The organism is Undibacterium sp. Ji22W (assembly GCF_049340305.1).
GTDB lineage: Bacteria > Pseudomonadota > Gammaproteobacteria > Burkholderiales > Burkholderiaceae_D > Undibacterium.
In genome coordinates, this window is the sequence record NZ_JBMPOU010000001.1 from 1,367,228 (window position 1) to 1,389,642 (window position 22,415).

21 protein-coding genes and 1 pseudogene are annotated in these 22,415 nt (G+C 46.3%); 14 read left to right on the top strand and 8 right to left on the bottom strand.

The window, feature by feature from the left end; genetic code table 11:
* Position 1: 1 nt before the first annotated feature.
* Positions 2 to 1,399, bottom strand: a complete 1,398-nt coding sequence (locus ACO0KW_RS05850) for a hypothetical protein (protein WP_423051531.1) — start codon at positions 1,397 to 1,399, stop codon at positions 2 to 4.
* A 702-nt stretch (positions 1,400 to 2,101) separates the two neighbouring features.
* Between ACO0KW_RS05850 and ACO0KW_RS05855 the strand changes: the two genes are divergently transcribed.
* From ACO0KW_RS05855 to ACO0KW_RS05870, 4 genes are all read left to right on the top strand, one after another.
* On the top strand, positions 2,102 to 4,708 hold the full coding sequence (locus ACO0KW_RS05855; protein ID WP_423051533.1) for a hypothetical protein: 2,607 nt from the start codon (positions 2,102 to 2,104) through the stop codon (positions 4,706 to 4,708).
* Positions 4,709 to 4,873: 165 nt separating this feature from the next.
* Entirely contained in the window at positions 4,874 to 6,226 is a 1,353-nt protein-coding gene (locus ACO0KW_RS05860; RefSeq protein WP_423051535.1) for a cytochrome c, read from the top strand.
* Between the two features lie 66 nt (positions 6,227 to 6,292).
* Positions 6,293 to 6,757, top strand: a complete 465-nt coding sequence (locus ACO0KW_RS05865; RefSeq protein ID WP_423051537.1) for a (2Fe-2S)-binding protein — start codon at positions 6,293 to 6,295, stop codon at positions 6,755 to 6,757.
* A gap of 4 nt (positions 6,758 to 6,761) precedes the next feature.
* Positions 6,762 to 9,143: a molybdopterin cofactor-binding domain-containing protein gene (locus ACO0KW_RS05870; RefSeq protein WP_423051539.1), complete on the top strand. Its 2,382-nt coding sequence runs from the start codon at positions 6,762 to 6,764 to the stop codon at positions 9,141 to 9,143.
* A gap of 119 nt (positions 9,144 to 9,262) precedes the next feature.
* On the opposite strand, the pseudogene ACO0KW_RS05875 reads toward ACO0KW_RS05870, so the two are convergent.
* Positions 9,263 to 9,860: pseudogene (locus ACO0KW_RS05875) on the bottom strand (substrate binding domain-containing protein); the annotation flags it as partial.
* Positions 9,861 to 10,177: 317 nt separating this feature from the next.
* Positions 10,178 to 10,621: a Cro/Cl family transcriptional regulator gene (locus ACO0KW_RS05880; RefSeq protein WP_423051541.1), complete on the bottom strand. Its 444-nt coding sequence runs from the start codon at positions 10,619 to 10,621 to the stop codon at positions 10,178 to 10,180.
* 653 nt (positions 10,622 to 11,274) lie between these two features.
* Here ACO0KW_RS05880 and ACO0KW_RS05885 point away from each other — a divergent pair.
* The 8 genes from ACO0KW_RS05885 (at position 11,275) to ACO0KW_RS05920 (ending at position 17,088) form a co-directional block, all read left to right on the top strand.
* Positions 11,275 to 12,537 (top strand): replication initiation factor domain-containing protein, encoded by a 1,263-nt coding sequence (locus ACO0KW_RS05885; protein WP_423051543.1) that lies wholly within the window; start codon positions 11,275 to 11,277, stop codon positions 12,535 to 12,537.
* A gap of 17 nt (positions 12,538 to 12,554) precedes the next feature.
* Positions 12,555 to 12,863, top strand: coding sequence for a hypothetical protein (locus ACO0KW_RS05890; RefSeq protein ID WP_423051545.1), 309 nt, complete (start codon positions 12,555 to 12,557; stop codon positions 12,861 to 12,863).
* A 192-nt stretch (positions 12,864 to 13,055) separates the two neighbouring features.
* Positions 13,056 to 13,379, top strand: coding sequence for a hypothetical protein (locus ACO0KW_RS05895; protein ID WP_423051547.1), 324 nt, complete (start codon positions 13,056 to 13,058; stop codon positions 13,377 to 13,379).
* A 315-nt stretch (positions 13,380 to 13,694) separates the two neighbouring features.
* Complete coding sequence (locus ACO0KW_RS05900; RefSeq protein WP_423051549.1) at positions 13,695 to 13,919, top strand: hypothetical protein; 225 nt, start codon at positions 13,695 to 13,697, stop codon at positions 13,917 to 13,919.
* A gap of 149 nt (positions 13,920 to 14,068) precedes the next feature.
* Entirely contained in the window at positions 14,069 to 15,601 is a 1,533-nt protein-coding gene (locus tag ACO0KW_RS05905) for a hypothetical protein (protein WP_423051551.1), read from the top strand.
* A gap of 185 nt (positions 15,602 to 15,786) precedes the next feature.
* The gene (locus ACO0KW_RS05910) at positions 15,787 to 16,206 is read left to right on the top strand and encodes a hypothetical protein (protein ID WP_423051553.1); all 420 of its coding nucleotides are present in this window, start codon (positions 15,787 to 15,789) and stop codon (positions 16,204 to 16,206) included.
* On the top strand, positions 16,199 to 16,549 hold the full coding sequence (locus tag ACO0KW_RS05915) for a hypothetical protein (protein ID WP_423051555.1): 351 nt from the start codon (positions 16,199 to 16,201) through the stop codon (positions 16,547 to 16,549). Before ACO0KW_RS05910 ends, ACO0KW_RS05915 begins: the two co-directional genes overlap by 8 nt.
* A gap of 146 nt (positions 16,550 to 16,695) precedes the next feature.
* The gene (locus ACO0KW_RS05920; protein ID WP_423051557.1) at positions 16,696 to 17,088 is read left to right on the top strand and encodes a hypothetical protein; all 393 of its coding nucleotides are present in this window, start codon (positions 16,696 to 16,698) and stop codon (positions 17,086 to 17,088) included.
* Positions 17,089 to 17,331: 243 nt separating this feature from the next.
* Here the strand turns inward: ACO0KW_RS05920 and ACO0KW_RS05925 are convergent, their stop codons facing one another.
* The gene (locus tag ACO0KW_RS05925; RefSeq protein ID WP_423051559.1) at positions 17,332 to 17,859 is read right to left on the bottom strand and encodes a GlcG/HbpS family heme-binding protein; all 528 of its coding nucleotides are present in this window, start codon (positions 17,857 to 17,859) and stop codon (positions 17,332 to 17,334) included.
* 100 nt (positions 17,860 to 17,959) lie between these two features.
* Positions 17,960 to 18,298, bottom strand: coding sequence for an ArsR/SmtB family transcription factor (locus ACO0KW_RS05930; RefSeq protein WP_423051561.1), 339 nt, complete (start codon positions 18,296 to 18,298; stop codon positions 17,960 to 17,962).
* A gap of 237 nt (positions 18,299 to 18,535) precedes the next feature.
* Here ACO0KW_RS05930 and ACO0KW_RS05935 point away from each other — a divergent pair, with 237 nt between their 5' ends.
* Positions 18,536 to 19,126 carry a hypothetical protein gene (locus tag ACO0KW_RS05935; RefSeq protein ID WP_423051563.1) on the top strand — a complete coding sequence of 197 codons (591 nt, stop codon included), beginning with the start codon at positions 18,536 to 18,538 and terminating at the stop codon, positions 19,124 to 19,126.
* An 87-nt stretch (positions 19,127 to 19,213) separates the two neighbouring features.
* On the opposite strand, the gene ACO0KW_RS05940 is transcribed toward ACO0KW_RS05935, so the two are convergent.
* Complete coding sequence (locus tag ACO0KW_RS05940) at positions 19,214 to 19,390, bottom strand: hypothetical protein (protein WP_423051565.1); 177 nt, start codon at positions 19,388 to 19,390, stop codon at positions 19,214 to 19,216.
* A 190-nt stretch (positions 19,391 to 19,580) separates the two neighbouring features.
* Between ACO0KW_RS05940 and ACO0KW_RS05945 the strand changes: the two genes are divergently transcribed.
* Positions 19,581 to 20,219 (top strand): protein phosphatase CheZ, encoded by a 639-nt coding sequence (locus tag ACO0KW_RS05945; protein ID WP_423051567.1) that lies wholly within the window; start codon positions 19,581 to 19,583, stop codon positions 20,217 to 20,219.
* A 177-nt stretch (positions 20,220 to 20,396) separates the two neighbouring features.
* Here the strand turns inward: ACO0KW_RS05945 and ACO0KW_RS05950 are convergent, their stop codons facing one another.
* Together ACO0KW_RS05950 and ACO0KW_RS05955 are read right to left on the bottom strand one after the other, a co-directional pair.
* Entirely contained in the window at positions 20,397 to 20,621 is a 225-nt protein-coding gene (locus ACO0KW_RS05950) for a hypothetical protein (RefSeq protein WP_423051569.1), read from the bottom strand.
* Positions 20,622 to 20,824: 203 nt separating this feature from the next.
* A complete protein-coding gene (locus ACO0KW_RS05955) occupies positions 20,825 to 22,414 on the bottom strand; it encodes a serine hydrolase (RefSeq protein WP_423051571.1) in 1,590 nt (529 codons plus the stop codon).
* Between the last annotated feature and the right edge of the window lies 1 nt (position 22,415).

Consider the following 22,415-nt stretch of genomic DNA (forward strand, 5'->3'; position numbering starts at 1 on the left):
TCTACTTGGGTGCTTGCGCATTACCAAACATAAAACTGAAGCCTGTCGCGGTTTTGCTGCCTTTTTGCGCTGTAGTCGCAAAAGAATGACAACCCATGCAGCTATTCCCTTTGGTCTGCATAAAAGTTTCTAGCACCGGATTGATTAGCGTATTGGTACTAATGTCGCCAGCCTTACCTGGAGATAGTGGTACCGACAGCGGAACAGGAGTCGCGAGGTTGAGCACGGTCTTGGACCATTGTGTATCGATCATCGCGTAGTATTGCCACGGCGATTTTGCGAAGCCTTCTACGATAATTTTTTGCGCTTGCGTATTGACTTGCGCCGCATTCACGTCATCCGGAAATACCTGTACGACCTGAGTTGGATTGGTGCCCTTGGTATTAACAGGAGTTTTGCTAGCAGGATTATTGAAGCTGTAGTTTTGCTTAGGCGTTGCCCCCATTAACGGCGCATTATCGACCTGATAAAAGGTCGCCCACAGACCCGCATTTTGTTTTCCACCGCTCGCGAAAATATGAAATCCAACTAAGCCGATAGTGACCGATTTGCCACCAGAAGCCCCAGGAATATATCCCTTTGCAACGTGAAAACGCCCAGAGCTTGCTTCTGTCGTCGTCAACACTTTCCAAGCCGCTTTCACTTCGATTGATCCCGAAGGCAACACAATATTCGTGGTCTTGGCAAATGTAGCTTGTGTCGTTGCGTTGTATAAACTGTTTTGAGTGATGTAGTCATACTGAGCCTTATTCATGGCTACATCGTAGTACACAGGGTTTTTCTGTTGGTCATAAAGAATATTGCCATCCGATTGAGTGATCTCATCGAGTGGAATGGTCGTGTTCGCAACCAGGCTCTTATTTGCCTTCAGCGTTGCCTGAAGGTTGGCCACGGTAGGAGATACCTTTGCCGTACGGGTCAACATTCGCACACTACCTACAGCGACTTCACTGGCAACTTCTTTTGGAAGCGCAGCATTGACTACACTGTTATTCCAAGGCTGTGGCTTAGCTCCATTAGGCAAAAATACCTGCTCTTCAGTGAGGAAACTTTCCCAAACGGTTGTTCCTGGCGCGCCGAATAGGGCAGAGGTATCGGGGATGCCACGTTGACCCGATTTAGCTGGCCAATTGAGATAGATAAAAGTTTGCCACATCGCGCAATCTGCGCCTGGATTTGTGAATTCACCATTACTCAGTTTAGGGACTGGTTTCAGTTGAACCCCAATCGGGTTTACACCACCACAAGGAAAACTCGGTACCGCAGGCGCTTTTGGAGCGACAGGTGCCGTATTTTGTGCGGTCGCGCTGGTAAGCGCCGCATAACCAAAAGCTAGGCCAACGATAAGTGTTGAGAACACATTTCGCTTAGAGTTGCGATTGAAATTAGGTAGATGCATAATTTGTTTCCTCCTAGTCTTACAGTCAATGAATGAGATGGTGGAACGAGGAACAGGATTAAAGCGAACAACATGCCCACGCCAAATTTCAAACTGCTTTGCGCTGCAAAAATGTCTTACCCATGTTTCGCCAAAAAACTTAACAGCTAGCAGGTCTTAAATCTAAATAAGTAAAATCTGCCAATCCCGTCATTGCAATCCGAGCAAACATCATGCCAGTCAAAAACATCACTTTTTACGAGAACGACATCCATTTGGCATGTAGTTTCTAACGTTTTACATGTCAATGAGTATGAAATTGAAAAAACTTGGTGTAATACATTCGTTAAGAAACGAAATATTCCAAAAAGCAGCTATCGACCAACGACCTTGTTCAAACGCGAAGTGAAAACCGCGCTTTCGATCCCCTACGGTGACGTGGGCGCAGTGTGAAAACGAATACAAAACCTTCCAGAATTTTGACTTGCCGTTTTTAACCTGACAGAACTATTGAATTTTCTATCCGTCGCGCGTGCCTCCAGCCTCTCCATTTCTGCATTCAACGTGCTCTCGCGAACAGACACTAGAGCTACATCGTATCAATCTGCAACTGACATGCCGATTCACCATTAGCGCTTCCTCTACTCCTTCCAAAGGTTTAAGATGAGTGATCTTGGGTACGACATGCGCTCGCCTATTGGTATGAAAACTGGAGTGGATTGTATGAGTATAAATATCGCCGCTATTGGTCCTGCTGCCGTTGCCGCCCTTGCACCGGTCGCAACTACTCTTGTTCCTGCTATTAAGCTTGAAGCGCTGGCGGCACTAGATGTGGATACCACCACGCGCAGCCTGCTAAGTACCTCAAACGTGGCCGATGCGAGCGCCACCGTCATTGATTTTTCCACACTGGCACAGTTACTCGCTGCCACCGTGGTATTTCAGACCCAAGAAGCACAGCAAGCGAAAGCGATTGCTAGCGGCACCACTACCAACAGCGATTTTAGCAAGCTCGTTGCGACTGCATCATTTTTTGTCGAGGCGTTCAATCGATTTCAAACCAGCGTTGGTGCTTTGACGAATTCATTCGACTCGTCTTTTGATACTGGCTTTTTGCTGGCCATACACACGCAAAATGTCCAGATAGGATCAGAGCATACGCAGTCGTTCATAGATAGTTTGGCGCAAGTAGGGATTAATTTTAACGAAGCGACTGAGAAGACTAATCCAAATCAGTTCAAGATAGATTCGCAGGCACTGGAAAAAGCTTTTAAGGCGAATCCCGCGCAAACGACAAACTTGCTAGATAAGGCTTTAAAGGGGCTGGTGGTGATTGAGGCAAAACTGCTCGTAAGCGAACCTAAGTTAGATTTGTTTACGAGTGACTTTACTCCAGCGCTTTCAGGAGCGGTGCCAGCGAGCCGATTTGATCTGGACATGGTCGATGCAAACCTTTCTAAGCTCAGTAGCGCAGATGTACAGGAGGTTAATAGCGCATTGCAACGCTTGCTGGCCGATGAATCACTTGGCGCTGCGATAGACGCGACGCCGATTACATCGAGTGCGACAAGCACGCAGGCGGGTGCGGTCGAGCTTGTTGGTAACGCCAGCACCAGCACCAACGCTAACAGCGGCGTTGCCAAAAACGTTGCCAATAACGTTGCCAATAAGCTTGATACAACTAGCTCTAGCGCGGCGGCATCGGTCGAGAAATTGTTGACCGAAGTTCCCACGTCTGTGCGTGACGCTGTGCTTGCGCCAATCGTGGTTGTGCCCGATTCAATTGCTGCAAAAGCGACACAGCCTGTGTCGGTAAGTAATTTTGATAAATCGCCCACGCTTCCTTATTCTTCGATTGAATTCGGTCTCAAATCCGCTAATTTAGCGCAGAGTAATGCAAAAATCTCGACGGTAGAAAATGCTGTCACGCAAACCGGGCAGGACAACACCTCCTTGAATGCTAAAGTGCAACTCAACACGAACGCGGAGACCAACACAAACACAAAGCGTGATGCTGTGCTTGCGCCAGTCGCGGTTGTGCCCGATTTAATTGCTGCAAGAGCGACACAGCCTGCGGTGGTAAGTAATTTTGATAGCTCACCCACGCTTCCCAATTCCTCGATTGAAGTAGGTCTTAATTCCGCTAATTTAGCTCGAAGTAGTGCAAAAATCGCGACGGCAGAAAATGCTGTCACGCAAACCGGGCAGGGCGACAATCTCGGTAATAGGCAGGACAACACCTCCCTGAATGCTAAAGTGCAATCCAACACAAAGCCACGCACAAGTGCCAAAATCCAAACGAGGCAAACTCGCATAGTATCGAGTGCTATAGATTCAAATGCTCAAGCTGCACCAACTCGCCAAGGCGTCACAGCCGCCTCTGCGCAAGCTGACCGAGTGAGGCCAATCGTGGCAGCGAGTCGCACTATCGCCACACAAACCGATCTAAACAGTGACGATAAGGTGGATGCGCCTAGAAGCAAGAGCGTCGAGAGCAATACGAAATCAGGGGGGGCGACTAGAGCCTTTATCGCTGAGTCGGCCAGCAATCAGCTCAAGCAACCAGCCGCCGCTTCTGTTGTGCCTGCTGGGTCTACTAACGATGACGTGAAACTTGCTGGAAATTCCATCGAGATCGACAAAAAATCGCGGATTTCCAACGCCGCCCGACCACATATACAGCCAATACAGCAGCCTGCGAATCTAATTGATTCTGAAACTTCGGGTACTAAAGAAGCGCCAACTGTGCAAGGCGAGGCGAAGTTAACTAATAAGAGTGTGGTGACCAATAAGGATGTGGTAACGAATAAGGAGAGGGTAACAAATGAGGATGTTGTAACGAATAACCCGTCAATAGTTGCGAAACCTAATGCATTTCCTGTTGAAGATGTGAGCCCACACACTACCTCGGCTTCTGTCGGCAATGTATTAAGGACCAACACCAGTCAAGCCATACCTGCTAGCGCGCAAGCCGCGTTTGAGTATGCCACAGTGCAACCGCAGGCGACGCCAGTGAATCCCTCAATAAGTCCCTCAATAAGTCCCTCAATAAATCCCTCAGTTGCAGCGGCAGTCGCGGCATACCGCCTCGGCGAAATAGTCGTCGATAAAAAAAGCGATGAGCTAGCGAGTGTCACGACCGAAATCGTTCCGGATGTCTCCGTCATCCCTCGTATCGATTCGCTTGAATTGGACCCGCATGACGGCAACAGTGACGATGCACGCATTGCGGCCGCGCTGAACGAAGTCAAAACATCGGCACAAAGAGCAGAGATAAAGGCCGCACACGGGCAGTCACCACCGCTCGATAGTGTGGATGTTTTGGCTTAGTGGGTACTGAGTTAATGCCAGAATTTTTCATGTTCAGTGCAATCATTTTTTCTTAAGTGCCCTAGCGAACATAAAAGGGAAGCACTTCGTTCTAGACTAGGTTGATCAACAAATTCACGGGCAGCGAACAGAGTTTGTTTAACCTAATCTTGTCTGGGGTGCGCCTTGCTCTTTCGTCTTCTGCTCAGTTTGGTCGGCCTGTTGCTCGTGGTTACGCTGGGCGTGGTCGGCTTCTTTTGGCGCTTCGCCTTGGCGGCGGTTACACCACCGCCAGCGAGTGCTTTTTCGGTTCAATTGGTGCAAAAAGGCCAAGTGCTAGCTGGTATGGGAAACTGCGCCGCCTGTCATACCACCAAAGGCGGTGCGCCTTTGGCTGGCGGCTTACCGATCGCAACGCCGTTTGGCATCATTTATTCCAGCAACATTACGCCCGACCCAGATACCGGCATTGGCCACTGGTCGCAAGACGCGTTTAAGCGAGCGATGCGCGAAGGCGTGCGGCAGGATGGTGCGCATTTATTCCCAGCCTTTCCATACACCCATTTCACGGTCATCAATGATGAAGATTTAAGCGCGCTGTATGCCTTTCTGATGACGCGCCCTGCAGTGCATGCGCTCACCCCGGTCAATACCCTTCCGTTTCCCTTGAACATCCGCTCGCTACAGGCGGGATGGAAGTTACTGTATTTCGACCAAAAGCCTTATCAGACCAATGTATCGCAAAGTGTTGACTGGAATCGTGGGCGTTACCTGGCCGAAGGCATAGCGCATTGCGCGGCATGCCATACGCCGCGCAACTTCCTCGGTGCAGAAAAGAAAAATTCGGCCTATTTAGGTGCCCAGATCGATGGCTGGTTCGCGCCTGCACTGACCGCCGCCAATACTTCGCCTTTGCCATGGACACAAGCAGAGCTATTCGCCTATTTGCGTAGCGGAGTCTCGCAGTTTCATGGGGTCGCCAGCGGCCCTATGTCGGAGGTCGTGCATCAGGGTTTGGCACTGTCACCGGATGCCGATATCCATGCGCTCGCAACCTACTTTGTTAATATCAATGGCAGTCCGGTCGCCACCACATCGACTGCATCGGCAGATGCCATCGCAGCCACGAATTTGGCCAAAATCATGGGTAAATCAGCACAAGTCAATGGCCTCTATACCCAGCGTGGCGCCAACTTATATCTAGCAGCCTGTGCCTCATGCCACTCCAATAGTAACGGCATTCCCACCGGTGTCCGGCCAGAACTAGGGCTCAACAGTGCACTCACTGCCGCTGACCCTAGCAATCTGTTGCGCGTAATCTTAACCGGTGCAGCCAGACGAGCTGGCGGTACCTTCGATGCGGCGCCCGACATGGTCGCTATTGCGCCCGGTTCCTACATGCCGGGCTTTGCCGCATCGCTGACCAATGAAGATCTGGTTCAATTGGCGAGCTACCTGCGCCGCAGCCGTACCGACTTACCACCTTGGGACAGGCTTGAGGCAAGTGTTGTCGCGGCACGTAAGGCCAGTGCGCCATGATGGTGTCGCCAGAACTAAAAATATTCATCAACGTGTCGTATTTGAGGACCATCCATTCAGGTAAAAATGATGAACAAATTTAAGCTCAACGGTAAATCGATTTCAGTCAATGTCTCTCCTGAGACACCCCTGCTTTGGGTAATTCGTGATGAGATCGGCCTGAAAGGAACTAAGTTTGGCTGCGGCATCGGGCTGTGCGGCGCCTGTACCGTACACCTCGATGGTCGCGCAATTCGTTCCTGCATGACGCCGGTAAGCGCTGTCGAGAATGCCGACATCTTGACGATAGAGGGACTGGATCTGAACGACCAGCACCCCTTACAAAAAGCCTGGATCGCCACGCAAGCGCCGCAATGCGGTTACTGCCAATCGGGGCAGATCATGCAGGCAGCTAGCTTGCTGAAGGATTACCCTGATCCTAATGATGCCAATATTGATGCTGTCATGAGCGGCAACCTGTGTCGTTGCATGGCGTATGTGCGTATTCGTCAAGCTATCAAGCTGGCTGCACAAGAACTGCGGGGGGCATAAATTAATGCGCAATTCTGACGAAAAATCAACAACACCCAAGCTCGGTGACCGGCTCACTACTGCTGCGAAGAAGAAACTAGGGAACGATGCTGGCCAGGTATCGCTGGCGCGCCGTGGCTTTATGATTGCCGCGGTGAGTAGCGGCTTTTCGCTGGCGTTTTTGCGCACCGATATCTCGTTCGCAGCAGCCACAGCAGCAGCGGCAACGCAAGAAAATACTCATAAAATATTTAATCCGACCATCTGGTTCGAGATTGATCGCACAGGGCTGGTGACGATTAATATAGCCAAAGCCGAGATGGGCCAGCATATAGGTACCGCGCTGGCACGTATTTTGGCGGATGAGTTGGAAGCCGATTGGGCCTCAGTGCGTTTGCGTTACGTTGACAGCGATCCCAAGTGGGGCACGATGGTCACCGGCGGCAGCTGGTCGGTGTGGCAAAGTTTTGATGCCTTAAGCCGCGCCGGCGCTGCCGGTCGCATCGCCTTGATCGAAGAGGGCGCAAAGCTTTTGGGTGTTGCTGCGAGTAGCTGCCAGGCGCGCAATGGCGTGGTCAGTTCAGGCAGTCAGATGATCTCTTACGCCAATATCGTCAGCAAGGGCAATCTCACACGCAAATACTCATCGGAACAATTAAAAGCATTGGTCTTGAAGGCGCCGGAAGAACGGCGACTGATAGGGCAAAACGTGCAGGCACTGGATGTGCCTGACAAGGTCAATGGCCGTGCTGTTTATGGGATCGATGCAGTGGTCGATGGCATGCTCTACGCCCGCCCGCGCATTCCGCCGACACGGTATGGCGCCAAGGTATTATCGATTGATGACAGCGCGGCAAAAAAAATAAAAGGCTATCTCAAAACCATCGCGCTAGAAGATCCATCCGGCACGGTGCCAGGGTGGGTGATGGTGTACGCAGACTCTTACGCTGCAGCCAGCTTGGCGGCGGATCTAGTGCACATTGAGTGGCAAGCGGGGGAGAGCGCCAAGGTTTCCGAGAAAGATATTCAGGCGCATGCAACCAAGCTGATTGATGATCCGGCACTCGGCTCTCTTGTGGTGGCCGATGACGGCGTTGCCGCAGCCTTTAGTGCAGCCAAACGCACGATTGAACACAGTTATAGTACTGCGACCGTTTTGCATTTTCAGCTGGAGCCGGTGAATGCCCTGGCTTTGGAAGACAACGGCATATGGCATATTCATACCGGCAACCAGTGGCAGTCGCTGATTTTGCCGGTACTGGCAAAGGCCTTGGGCGTGGCCGAGAGCAAGGTGATCCTGCATACCTATCTGATCGGCGGTGGCTTTGGCCGCAGGCTGAACGGTGATTATGCGGTGCCCGCGGCGCTAGCTGCTAAGGCGATCGGGCGACCGGTCAAGATGCTGTGCACACGCGCCGACGACGCACGTTTTGATTCGCCTCGTTCAGCCTCGATGCAACGCCTGCGCATGGCATTTAACGAGACTGGCGCGGTGACCGCGATGCAACACGATGCCTGCGCCGGCTGGCCAACGCAGGTGATGATCCCGGCCTTCATGCCCATGGGTAAAAATGGTCAACCCTACGATCCGTTTTCGATCTCCGGTGCTGATCATTGGTACAACGTGGGCGCGCATCAGGTGCGGGCAATTTCAAATGATTTAGCCAATAGCACTTTCCGCCCGGGCTGGTTGCGATCAGTCGCGCCAGGATGGACTAACTGGGCCGTGGAAAGTTTTATCGACGAGGCGGCAATCGCTAGCAAAACCGATCCGCTGGCATTCCGTCTTTCTTTACTCGATGCCACTGGCAAAAATGCCGGCAGCACACCGAACGCAGTGGACGGTGCCAAGCGCCTGGCCAATGTTTTGCAGCGTGTTGCTGATAAAGCTGGTTGGGGTAACGGTTTGGGTAACACCTTGTCAGCCGATACCGGTCTAGGTATTGCCTGCACCTTTGGCCAAGAGCGCGACATGCCAACCTGGACAGCCTGTGTGGCGCGCGTCAAGGTAGATCGGTATAGCGGCATGGTCAAAGTCGAAAAGCTATTTATGGTTATCGATGCCGGCACCATCATTCATCCCGATGGCGCGTTGGCGCAAGCGGAAGGGGGCGCGTTGTGGGGTGTTAGCATGGCGCTGCACGAAGGCACAGAGTTCATCAATGGTGAAGTCAAAGACACTAATTTGAATTCCTACCAGCCCTTGCGGATGGCCGATGTGCCAGACATGGAGATTGAATTTGTCGCGAGCACGCTGGCGGCAACCGGCATGGGAGAACCGCCTACCACGGTCGTCGGGCCTGCCATAGGCAATGCCATTTTTGCCGCCGTGGGCGCGCGCCTGCGCGATCTGCCGATACGGCCCGAAGCGATTTTAATAAGCCTGGCGAAGCACGTTCCTGTTTGAAAAAATTGTTGAAATTGGTTTTTTTAGCTTCAGCGTTATCGTAGCCTACCTTCCGCTTATCGAAGATGGCTTGATGTCAGAAGCAATTGCATGTTGCCGTTCTTAGGCCTTTCTTTTTAAAGCCCTTCCTCGAAAAGCCCTTCCGACCCATGTCCGATCCCTAATCCGGCATTGACCGATTCGCGTACGGCCACTGGTGAGTTGACACGGAGTCTGCCGGATACCGGAACTTCGGTATCCCGGAAACGCCATGTGGTACCTGACGACAGCAGGGTGTAGATCACGCAATCGGGCCCACGTAGATCATCAGGTGTAACGGGAACGCCGCGTTTAGCGAGATAGGCCCTACTGGCTACGAACACGCGCTAGAACAAACCGATGCGCCGTGCGCGTAGTGCGCTGTCTTCCAAATGGTCAATCCAAATCGCCGGCTCAGCTCCCTCATTGACCAGACTCACAAAGCGATCATTGACCTAGAGATCCAGTGTCAATCCTCGATAGCGTTCAAGGGAAACGGGGGATATGCGGCAACACGAATGCATGGACCAGTAAAGTTGGACAGGCGACGAGAAGCAAGCCAGACGGATCGACGTTCTCCCTAAATGACGATTCTGACTCATTCACGGCGTCAAGGATGCGTCGGACTTCCGCATAGTAGCGTTCCACCTCTGGTGTGAGTGCAAGCTTGCGCGTTGACCGGTGCAGTAGAAATGTTTTATATCTTAAAAAATTGTTTTAATGTGGAAATTGTATCGACTACAAAATAAATTGCATCAACTAGAATTGTTTGAATTTGAGACCTTGAGCGTTACGGAAAAACAAAATTGCCTTTCAACGATCAGGCGCGAATACTGGCATCTTAGAAATCGGCGAAAATGTAAACCAAACGAAAAAATCCGACGTCGGCATTATCGAATTGTGGAAGTCAAAAAATCGCCTGTGGTGAGCAGTCGTTTCAAAAGAAGAGATTTCATTATTTTTGAGTTGCAGCCGTGATCACTGTAAACTTGGGAAGGAATGTCCTTTTTGCCGACCTAAATACTGCGGTAAATTTGGCTAATAATCTGCGCATAATTGAAATCATTAATTTGACATAATATAAATTGTTGCTGATTAACTTCTATAGCTGGCGCGGCTTTCGCCTCGATTGGTGTCAAAATATTTGTGACAAACACCAAAGCGAGGGCAGCAGCAACACCAGCTTCTTTAACTGTCTGTGTCCTCGTCATAAAAACTTCCCATAGCGATTTTTGACCGCTTCTTTCTGCTCTATCCATATCGCAATCCATGATCACTTTTAGCGGATCAATTTCTAATAATATTGCTACTGCAACGCATGTTTCGTTGTCCATTATGCGTTTTCCGCTTCTATATTGACAAACTGCCGCGCCTGTTAAATTTAGTTTTTTAGCTAATTCTTTGTCGAATCTAAACCCGCATTTTTGCATTGCAAGATCTAAATATTTTGCGCTTTTCATAAAAATTCTCCTTGACTCTTAACAGTCGTTAATCTAACTTAACGAAAGTTAATTATTAACGGACGTGAAGTTTACAGAACTTTATCATGAAACAGCCAAATGACAAGTTTACCCGTGATGCTTTTGATACACCTCGCAGGGGTCGCCCGTCGAAAATTGACGCGAAAACTCCGGCGCAACGTGCAAAAGCGTATAGAGCGCGTGTAAAGGCTCGTAAATTTAATTTTTTGGCTGTTGGTGAACAGTTATGAAAACTTTACCAATGTCGATCATAGCGTCCAATCTTTCTAACGTCCGTATTTGGATCGTAGGGCTTTGGTCTCGGATTGACTTCTTCCAACTCTTGCAATGTTGCCAGTGCGTTCTGGCTCAGTTCGTTTGGGTTAGGAGGGCTTTTCGGTATGTGTGCGTAAGGCTCGTCTGGCGGCGGTTGTTTTGGCCTCGTGTTCAAGAGCCTGTGAAATTCTCTGAGAATCCGGTCGCATTTTATTTTGTACGCAATCACTGCGATCAGAAGAAAAAAATTCAGCGTGATGCTCGCAAAAAAGATTTCACTGTCCATCTGAACACCTCTGTTAAAAATTTCTTAAATTTTAACTTTAATTTTCGTGACGCGTCACGGAAATTATTTAACTAAGAACTCGGTGATCCTAATGTATTGCACAAAATCAAAAATCGGTGATCGCATATATATCGCACACGATTCGGCTTCCGCACCGCAGCGAAGCGAGGAGCGCAAGCCGAAAAAGGGCGCGTCAGAACAACCCCTCCGTACTAATAGAGGGGAACATGATTTATCAGATTACGTGACGCTTACTTTAGCTGACGGGGAAGTGAAGCAAGTTTTAAAGCGCTCCGGTTCAAATAATGCTGTTTTTTTAGATTGGTTGTCATTCTCCGTAAATATTACGGGCTGGCTCAAGTCTGACGGTGACAAATGTTTTACAGACGATGACATTGCTCGCGCTATGTCGGCAAAGTTGGAAGAAATATTCGGTCAGGGCTTTGGTATTTCTAAAAAAAATCCGCATGGAATGAATTTTCACCGTGACTCATACGTGATCGGGGAATCATGGGGTCTTTTCTGTATAGGTCACAGAAACAACCGCTTTTTGGTGACAATTTCGGGCGATGGTTGGCTAAATGCCTCTCCAGATTCAGCAGTGAAATTACATGAATATTTGACTTTGTTAAATAAGAACGGTGCGGATGTACGTTTATCCCGCGTAGATCTGGCTGCGGATTATTACGAGGGCGTTTGTACACATGAAGAATTTGCAGAGGCTTACCACAGAGGTGACTTCGTAAGACAAAGACAGCATTTGCAGAATAAAGATGCTTGGTCTAGTTATCAGATTATTGGGTGTATCCACACAAATCGCGGGCGTGAAGCGGGCATTACACATGCTATCGGCGTCAGGACTTCTGATCTTTATCTTCGTTGCTATGACAAAGGTAGGCAATTGGGCGATAAGTCATCTTCCTGGCAACGTGTAGAGCTAGAAATTAAGAGTAAAGACACTTTGATTTCTCTCGACGTATTAATTAATCCTGAGCAGTTTTTTTGCCAATATCAATGGCTTAAAAATTTACGCAATTCTGACGCCAATCGTTTTGAAACCAAAGTAAAACGTGCAGAAATAACCGTACAGGCTTCTATGGAAGTCATCAAAACACAGTTCGGGAAATATCTTCGTGTTCTGCGCGGTTTATATGACACGGACAAAGAATTGCTCGACCTTCTCGAATCGGATTCCACTGATTACCCGAAGCGTTTAGCCAAAATTGCCCCGCAAGGATTCACTCCTTTACATCGTCAAGAAGTGCGCAATTTCACGCCTTTTCAAGATTTAACAGATTTAGCTTCCTCAGTCTTCGGCTGTGCTGAGGGTCAAGGCTTTTCATTCAGCCATTAATTTTTTAGGGGTACAAAATGAAATTTACATCACGTGCAAAAGTTACAGGCATGAAGTGCAACAAGGGTCAAATGGACAATGGGACGGCTTTCGATTCGACAAAGGTGTTCGTTGAGGTCAGTCTCGATGACTCCAAAGGAACCGCTAAAGGATCTGCGTCTGTTGAATATGGCTTTGGTACTTCTGTCGAATTTGAAAAATATAAGCATTTAAATTTCCCTTTTGAAGCTGACGCTGATTTTGAAATTGTTACGAGCGGTAAAGTTCAAAAAACTCAACTTGTTGCCTTGCGTCCGTTAGAAGTCGCAAAGGCACCGAAAGCATAAAGTGCGTCGCGTTTTCATCGTCCAAGACAACGAAAGCGCGCTATTTTTATTCCCTCATTACGGCGATGTTTCGTACACATCAAGGCTCAAAGAAGCAGGGCGTTTTGATGATTACGATTCAGCCGTTGAGACGGCGGCAGTGCACTGCTCAGAGGGTTTCGAAGTATCAGAGTTTTTCGAGGACGACTAATCATGCAAGCGATTTCTTTACCATGTTCAATAGTTGCAAAGGTGCTTTCTTGCACCGTGGTGGGTGATCGTTTGCGCGTTGATTGCGCTTGTTTATTATTTAAATTTGATTTCATCGTTTGGCAAACTTATGCACATTTTTTCACCGTTGGTGATGAAATTATTTGCAAGTTGTTGCCTAGTCCATCGTATTGGAAAAATGCCATAAGTATTTTAGGTGTTGATGGAATTGGCTGGGTAAAACCGATGAAGTTTATTGAGGATCGCCCGCAAGATATGAACATTCTTCATTTTCATATTTACGAAGTTAAACGAATTCGAAAATGATTTTTCTATTTTTAAGAAAGCGCTAATCAAATGCCTGTTTGCGTAGCTACAAAAACGATTACAACTAGCGGAGGCGACGAACTTGTTTTTGTTCCTTCGTCATCCACTTGTGCTTATCAGTTGGTGACTCAAGAAGAATTCGACGGTGATGTGCCAGCTCCCGCCGATTTCAAACAGGCATTTGATTATAGTTTTTTCTTGGTTTTAGCTTGCTTCCTTGCTGGTCGGTATGTGGGGGCAATTATAGATTTAGTCCGTCGTGGCTAATCCGTTGCGGGGCGGTTCTCCGTTTATTTAACTTTGTGGAGTTTCAAAATGAAAAAAGCACATTTTTCTGTGGGTAAATTGGTTGCGGGTGTTTCTTTGGCTTTAGCTGCTGGCATTGCTTCTGCTACTCCTCCAGCGACATCTCTGTCTTCGTTGACATCTGCAATTAGCTTTACAGATGTCTTGGTCGCAATTATGGCTGTTGGTGTTGCGCTCGTAGGTTTGCGCGTCACTATCAAAGGTGTAAAGACAGTTTTGGGCATGATTCGCTAATCGCGGAAAGTCCAAATGAAAAGCCGTTCAGTGAGCGGCTTTTTTTTCTTGCGAATAGGGGGAAATTATGGGTGATGCGTATTTATTGTTTGCTCTGGTGCTTGGCGTTGTTTGCGCTTGGGCTATTGTCGTCGGGATGAATGACTAACATGAAAATTTTTCTCGCATTAATTCTCGCTCTGTTTTCTTTTAATAGTCTCGCTCAAGTTGCTTGGGATACTGCTGCTGCGTCTGTTGTTCGCGCTAAATTAATTGCGGGCGGTCAGGACTCTAGCGACCTCGTTGTTAATCGCACGGTCATGGCTATTAAAAGAAAATTGATTGATGCTGGTTCTTCTGTCTATCCATACTATTCACTCGCTGGGTCATCTTTTTTGCGTGGTTTTTTTGCGATGATTCCTGTCGCGTCTCCCTATATTATTTTAACCAATGAGTCTTATTTCTCCATTACTCCTAATTTGGCTTTAGCGACGATTCAGGGCGTTCCTGACTCACAGCCTATGGTTCCATTTTCGTCTTGGACTTTTACGTTTAATTACACAGTCGAATCCGATGGATATTGGACACCTGCACCACCATCAAATACATATTCGTCAAAAATAGGGCAGGCGTGTATAAGCGGTTGTTCTCAATTTCCCGTTGCTCCTGCATCTGCTCGTTTTACCCGTAGTTTTACTGGGAAAGACTTTACACAGGCGTCTAAGCCTGATGTGCAAATCACCATCGCTTGTAATGATGTTCGTTTATGTGCGGACGCTCAACTGCAATATCTAATGTGGAACGCGGCGAAACAAGCAAAAATTAATGACGTAAAATTTCCAACGCGTGAATTAGTGGTATCCGGTAATAACTACTATTTTCATTATGTTTTTTCGGTAGATATGAACTACTACGGATCGATTTTAAATGATTACGCAACTGATTCGAGCGTGACTTTTATCGGCGGTGCTGGCGCTGTTGTAAATGGCACGATGGCCGAAATTCTGGCAGATCATCGTTTTGATGGTGAATACATTTCGATTCAAACTTTTGCGAGTTGGATTTCTCAGCTATGGAATGTGACAAGGATTCAGCCTAATTATGACGGCGCTCCTTATTTGTCGGCAATTACGAATAGTGATATTTCTAGCGTTACGACTCCTGTTTTATTTCGGTCACTCGTTGAGCCCGTCAGTTTGTTTGTCAATTGTACGCCTCCGACTGTCTTACAAAATAATGCTTGTTTTTGTGTTTTACCGAATACGGAAGTTAACGGTGTTTGCACTGTGCCTTCTCAAACTCCTCCTCCCCCGTTCGGCGGTAGTGTCGCAACTGATTTTACGGGTACGCCTAATTATTATTCGCCTCCTAGTTCCGGTGGTTCGTCTGGTGGAAGTGTGGGCGGGTCTGGTTCTACGGCATGGCTCGGCGGTAATCCTAACATTTCTGCGCCAACGCTCGAAGATACGCCGACGGCTAACAGTGTTATCACGAAGGTTTTCGGGTTGCTTCCTACATTCAAAAATCTGTCACTTTCTCATGGTTCCGTTCAGTGTCCACGTTTTGAGACTTTGGAATTTTGGGGGCATACCTTCGTCTTCGATCAGCATTGTCAATTAGCCGAAAATGTCCGTCAATTGGTCGGCTCTTTATCGGTGGTTTGTTTTTCTTTGATTTCTTTATTCGTCGTCCTGAAAGCATGATATGAAGAAAAAATTTATCTCTGTGTTGCTTTGCATTTCCTTCGTTCTTAATAGCTCTTTTATGATGATGCAAGAAGCAAAAGCAGTCCTACCTCTAATTATCGCTGTCGGCGGTCGCATGGTGCTCACGAGAATTATGGCAACGAGCGCGATTAGATGGGCTGCTGCTGATAGCATTGCTGTCATTGGTAGCACAGCGTTTCAACGTGGTGCGGCTCAATACATCGTCAGGAAGGCGTCTTATATGGCGGCAAAGTTCAGGCGTTATTCTTGATTTCAAACCGCAAGTGTTTAGAGATGTTATTCGTGTAAATTTTCAACAAACGATTTCCAGCTTTGTTAAAACAGAGACGGGCATAAATAACAGTCCTACATTAATCAAACGTGAAGCCAAAAGTGATATTGATTTAACTGACGGTGAAGTTTTTGTCTTGGGTGGCTTGACTGACTCTAAGGAATCAAATGGTCGGTCTTCGTTTCCTGTCCCTTGGCTTTCCAGCTTCGCCGCAAAAAATGCCAACTCAAGAAACACAGAACTTTTAATTATTCTTAAAGTTCAAAAGGTGAAGCGTGAAAATTTAACTAAAGGGGATTCAAATGTCTAAATACGTAAAATTACATTCTGAGCAACGTTCTCAGGAGTTAGTTGATGTCGCAAATATCGCTATTGATAAATACGCTGGCAATATTGATGAACTTCAAAAAGCTTTTGGCATGTTGTTCATTGGTGATTTTTTCGGTTGGAAGGTACTTGTCGTTTGGCATGAAAAAAGGACGCTCCGCAAATACGAGGAAATTTTAGGAATTAAGATTAGAGAATTTTTTCCTGAATTTGGCTCTATGTCCTATCGTGCTACGGGTTATCTTGCTGCTCTTGATTCTGGTTCTTTTTGGAAGGTCGTTAGCGGAGATATCTCCGTCCAAAATCGTCGTCAAATTATCCATTGAATTCAAGCTGTCCGGCACGGTCGATCCTTCGCTTAATTCCAGCCCTGTTAATGCGGGGCTTTTTTTTGTCCGTGTTCGTTGTCGCGTCTCAGCGCGAGCCTCGAAGGTCGAAAGCGGTTTGTTTCCGTGTAAGCATTTTCCTTTACATGTCAAACAGCGGCGACCCCACATTAAAAGACTTCTTTTGCCTTTTAATTAATCAAAAATTGCCCGCGGGCATTCTTTTTGCTGTACTCGAATTTATGACACAACTCGATCTATTTGGATATGCGCCGCTAAGCGTCGCGGAAAAACAACGCGCCTTTGAAAATATTCGTCGTGAATATTACTGGCTTAGGAACCTCAGAAAATGGAAACCGAACGACGCACAGCGGCGGCGAATTTATCGTAAAATTGGAGACGAAAAAAAACGCCTGCGGGAAGCGGGCGTTTTGAAGTCTGAGATTTTGCTGTTTTTAAATTGCTGTCGCGATCGCTGCAAACTTGGGAAAGAATGCCCGTTTTGCCGACCGAAATACGGTGGCAATTTTAGACAGTAATTTACGGGTCAATTCACGCAACGCAATTTGACATAATATAAATTATGCGAATTCTGCGAACATAATTTAAGCATGAGAATCGAGCCAGCAGCGTCTTTGGCGACGAAGCACTTCGCAATCAATGAGTTATAAAACGCTGAACACTTCAAAGTTCAGAGTTTGATGGAGTCAAGCACCATCCCAATGCTAGCGAAATTACAAGATGACGGAGATTCTGCGCTAGTTTGCACAAAGGTCATCAACTCAATTTAAATCAATCGCATCTTGAATAGCTTTGATTCCCGCCAATGCACATTCTTCATCCAAATCACCGCCCGGAGCACCTGATACGCCAATTGCACCAATAATGCTGCCGGCATCTTGAATCAGCAAACCGCCACCGATCATAGCAACATTTGGCAATTGTCTGATCCCGCTGTTCGCCTGATTGTATGCCGTCACTGTCGCTAGTTCTGTCGTCGAATTCTTGAAGCTGACGGCAGTCCACGCCTTCCGCATTGCTGTGTCTGGCGTATGCATCCCAGCCAGATTATCTCTTAGCATTATCAAAGGTACACCTGATCGATCGACCACAACGACCGCCACCATGGCGCCTTTTTTTTGGCATGCTTTTAATGCCGAATTAGCAGCAACCTGCGCCGCTTCCATGCTTACACTGCTTAGCTTAATGCTGGCCTTCAGATCCGATGGCGACTGAGCGTTGGCGATGAAAGGGCTCATCATTTCAATGACGATAGCGCTTACACATGTCCGCAGTAGAGATATTTTCATGCCCGAGTCCTTTATCAAATTTCACGTTGACACTAGCAGTCCCCAAGTCAATGAGACGCAAAAACTGAGATAGATGTTCACATTGATGAGAGGCAGTACATCAAATCGCCATCAAATCTCCCTCAATACCCAGGCGATCTGCGATCTGTCGACATACTGATTGGCACATCTTTAGTGTTTTTTCGTCATCGATGCGATAAAACACTTGGGTCCCCTCTTTACGTCGAGCCAATATTTTCCCCCGATACAAAAGGTTAATTTGGCGAGAGATATTTGCTTGGGTCGAATCGACTGCAGTCACAATTTCCCCAACAGATTTTTCACCTTTGCAAACAGAATTCAATATCTTCAATCGTGTTGGTTCACACAAAAGTGAAAAATAATTGGCAACTTCTTCAAACAATTCTTCTGACTGCTCTCTGCGTAAAAGTTCATTCACGATACAAATTCATAGTTAGTTAATCAAGGATAAACGCATTATAAAGAGATTCTCAGCTCAACATTTGCTTTATTAGCGACCAATACATGCCTATTTCAATGAAATACGATGTCAACATAATTAAGAATTTGGACTTGATTTACAGATTAAAAAGAGAATCAAAATTAGTTTTAGATGAACTTTCTGAATTCATCACACTCCAAACGATTAGTGCACAAATAATCAAAAGGACTCGGAATGAAAATAATTCAACACATATCGATCGCGGGGATTCTACTAAGTTCCTGTCTGACTTTGACGACCTCAAGTTACGCTGCAGATACACCAATAATGTTGCAACAAGTATCGCCGGTCACGGTGGCTACACCGCCAGCCAGAATCGCGGACGTGCAGACTATTGACGGCATTATGGCCGCTCTTTACGATGTCATTTCAGGTGGAATTGGCCAAGCTCGTGATTGGAACCGCATGCGTTCTTTGTTTATTCCCGAAGCAAGAATTATGGCTATCAGCCCAAAGCGCGACAGCAAAGATTTAGGCCTACGAATTCTCACACTAAGTGACTATATTGCCAATTCGGGCCCGATATTGGTTGATACGGGATTTAGAGAAAAAGAAATTAGTCGAAAAACAGAACTATGGGGTGAACTAGCCCAGGTATTCACAACCTATGAAACTACCATGGACAAAAATAAAACAACACAACGCGGCATCAATAGTGTGCAATTGATGTACGATGGAACACGCTGGTGGATTGTCTCATTGCTGTTTGAAGCAGAACGCGCTCAACTCAGCCTGCCAGACACCTATTTAAACTCCACAAAATGATTTAATCGGAAGATCAGCGTCAAAATAAAAAAGGGAAGTGTCACTTACAGTGCACTTCCCTTTTTAACATCCACAAATCGTCGTTAGCTAAACCGAACTATTTTTGTGATCATTTTGTACGTCCCCGACCGCTGCTTCATCAGGATCATCGCCCTCAGTTTCCGCACTACCCCGCTCAGCCCGATTCTTTAACTTCTCTTCTTTCTTGCGCTTCTTCGCCAATTCTTTTTGACGTTTTTCGTATCCGTAATTTGGAGTGGCCACAATAGTCCTTTAATTTTTCCATCACTTTACCACATGACCCAGTTTTCTTCTGAGATATAAATTCCAATTTGAATCGAAAGGAAATTTTTTCTTAACGATGTATTTCCCCCCAAAACAATCTTTTATATTGAAGGATTAATCTTTCTGATTTAGTATTGATTCATCAATACAAGCTCAAAAAAGGTTTCGTATGAATCAAACACAAGTTGCAGTTAATGGGACAGTCGAAGAAAATCCCGAATTAATGTATAAAGGATTAGGGCATGTCGTCCGCGCTCTGCATGATGCCCTGACTTGGGTTGGTGCTAATGACATCTTAGCCGAAGCCTCCAATGAATTTCCTTCCGCAAGAGAAAGACTCAACCACATTGGTGTATTGACAGAGAAGGCCGCCAACACTGTTTTGTCAACAGTCGAGGACACTTTACCTTTACAACACGCCGCGACCAAAGATGCAGAAAAATTACTTTCTCAATTCAATCGTGTACCACTAGAAAATCTCTCTAAAGATGAGTTACTGGAGATAGTAAATCAGGCACACAGCTTTGTCGCATCTGCCAAGAGTAATAGCGAGACAATGGAAAAGGCTTTATCTGACATTATGATGGCGCAAGATTTCCAGGATCTCACTGGACAACTAATAAAAAAGGTGGTGAGTCTGCTCGAAAGAACTGAAACTGATCTACTGGGATTGCTCATTAGCGGCGCACCAGCAGGTACGATTTCGGCGATGAAAAAAGATGATCTATTAGCGGGTCCAGGATCCGTGGGCGGAGTACAACTTAATCAAGAAAATGTAGATGATTTATTGTCAGATCTCGGATTTTAATTAAATACACACCCAATTAGCTTTTTCTCACAATAACTTACAACTTATTAAGTCAAATCAATAACTTCCCTTGGCTATCAAGCACAACTATACTTAGCAAGTTAACGCCTTGGTCGAGGCGTTAACTCAGTCTTGAAAAAAATAAGAACAAAGCTAATATAAAAACTAAGCACCTCATCATCTTGCTTTTGACAAAATCACCAGCCACTTACGAAACAATAGAATCTCTAGGTGACCAGCCTGAACTCCCGTGGAACACTCAATCAAAGGATTGACTTGGTAATGACGATTTCGAAAATCATTACAGACAAAGATTTCACGGCGTCCTAAGCGCATCAAAAATGTACTTGGTGAAAATTGCACTGCAAAACGTGTATCAAAAGATTGTTCTAAGTTAGTCATTTGGTGAAATCTCCATAGATAAATATCGAAACTGCAAAAACTGAACAAGTAATCAAAAACTTTAAAATACTGTATGCGCATTCAGTTGTTGTCACTTTAAATGAAAACACCTGATCATGCAATCAGTATTTATAAGCTGTTGTTTTGACTCAGTTTATTATCAAATGAAGAATTCTTTAAGTAACTTTTTGATGCTACTTCTACTACTTAATCAGGCGGAAATTTAAATCGTGAAAATCAAAACTAAAATCTGTTGCAGGTGAAATTGCTTTCATCGTCAAGGTCAGCGGCTTTCCGTCCACATCCAATACAAAACTTGCGAACGCATCGGCATTAAGGGTTCTATCATTCCATTTCACAATGAAAGTATTACCCTTATAGAATTGCATTTCCCCGGTCAGCGTGGGCGAACGTTTCGCGCTAAAAATCATTTTGCCGTGTTCTGCACTTATGCGGACATCACCAAACCAATCATCTCTGTACGTTCCCAGGTAAATTGACTGATCGACTTTATTGATCAACTTATTTTTTTGTTGTGTCTCGATCGCCTTCCAGACTTCCGCCACTTCTTTTTCACTTTCGGTATCACGTTTTAATTGACGCTCATAATTTTCTTTCACTCTGTCAATTACTGGCATGCCTAAATAGCTGTCTTTAATCGTGTTAGTAATCGATGTAAAGGCTGCACCTGACTCCTGATTCGTCAACACAATAATTCCTAATTTGATTTCTGGGATCAAAGTTACTTGCGTGACCATTCCTAATAAACCACCGGTATGCGCCACCTGCTTATATCCTTTAACATCACTTAATCCCCACCCAATACCGTATGCAGCAAAATGAGTGTTGTAAGATCCCGTATTGGTACCTGTTTGCAATATGGTCTGTGGCGACCACATCTCGTGCTGTACTTTCTCACTGAAGAGTCTCTGCTTATTTTCTGCGCCATATGTTCCCTTATTTAGCTGCATCCGAACCCATTGACTCATATCGTGAATATTGCTGTAAATTCCCCCTGCGGCATTGATCACTTCATTCGGTCTAAATGGTACCGTTTGTAACATGCCGTTCACTGGCACATGAGGATCAACCTGATTTTCACTGTGTTTTAATCTTGTGATTGACGCTGCGCTCTCATTCATTGCCAGTGGCTTCATAATGCGCTGTTCGATAAACTCTTCCCAGCTCATTCCAGAGACACGTTTAATCACCTCACCGGCGACAATATACAAATTATTGTCGTAATCGTATTTAGCGCGAAAACTAGAAACCGGTTTCAAAAAACGTAAATTATGAATCACGTCTTTAAGAGTGAAATCACTGCCATCCGGAAAAAACATCAAGTCACCAGCACCTAGACCTAAACCACTACGGTGTGTCATCAAATCTAACACCGTGAATTCGTCGGTCACGTAAGGATTGTAAAGTTTAAATTCTGGAATAATGTTGGTGACTTTTTCATTCCATTGCAGCTTTTTCTCATCGACTAAGATCGCTAGTGCTGCCGCGGTGAAGGCTTTTGAGTTGGATGCAATTCCCACTAAAGTATGCGCATCCATCGGCTGTTTCGATTTAATAGAACGAACACCATAACCTTTGCTATGCACAACTTGATCATCTTTAATTACCGCAACCGAAATTCCGGGCACGTTAAAGGCCTTCATCGCATTTTCGACCACAGCATCGATTTGTGCTGCGGTGATAACCTGCGGATTTGCCTGTGAATAGGCCAGGTGGCTTATCGCCATACTTGTTAAAAATATCCATACATAAGAGTGTGCTATTTTTTTCATT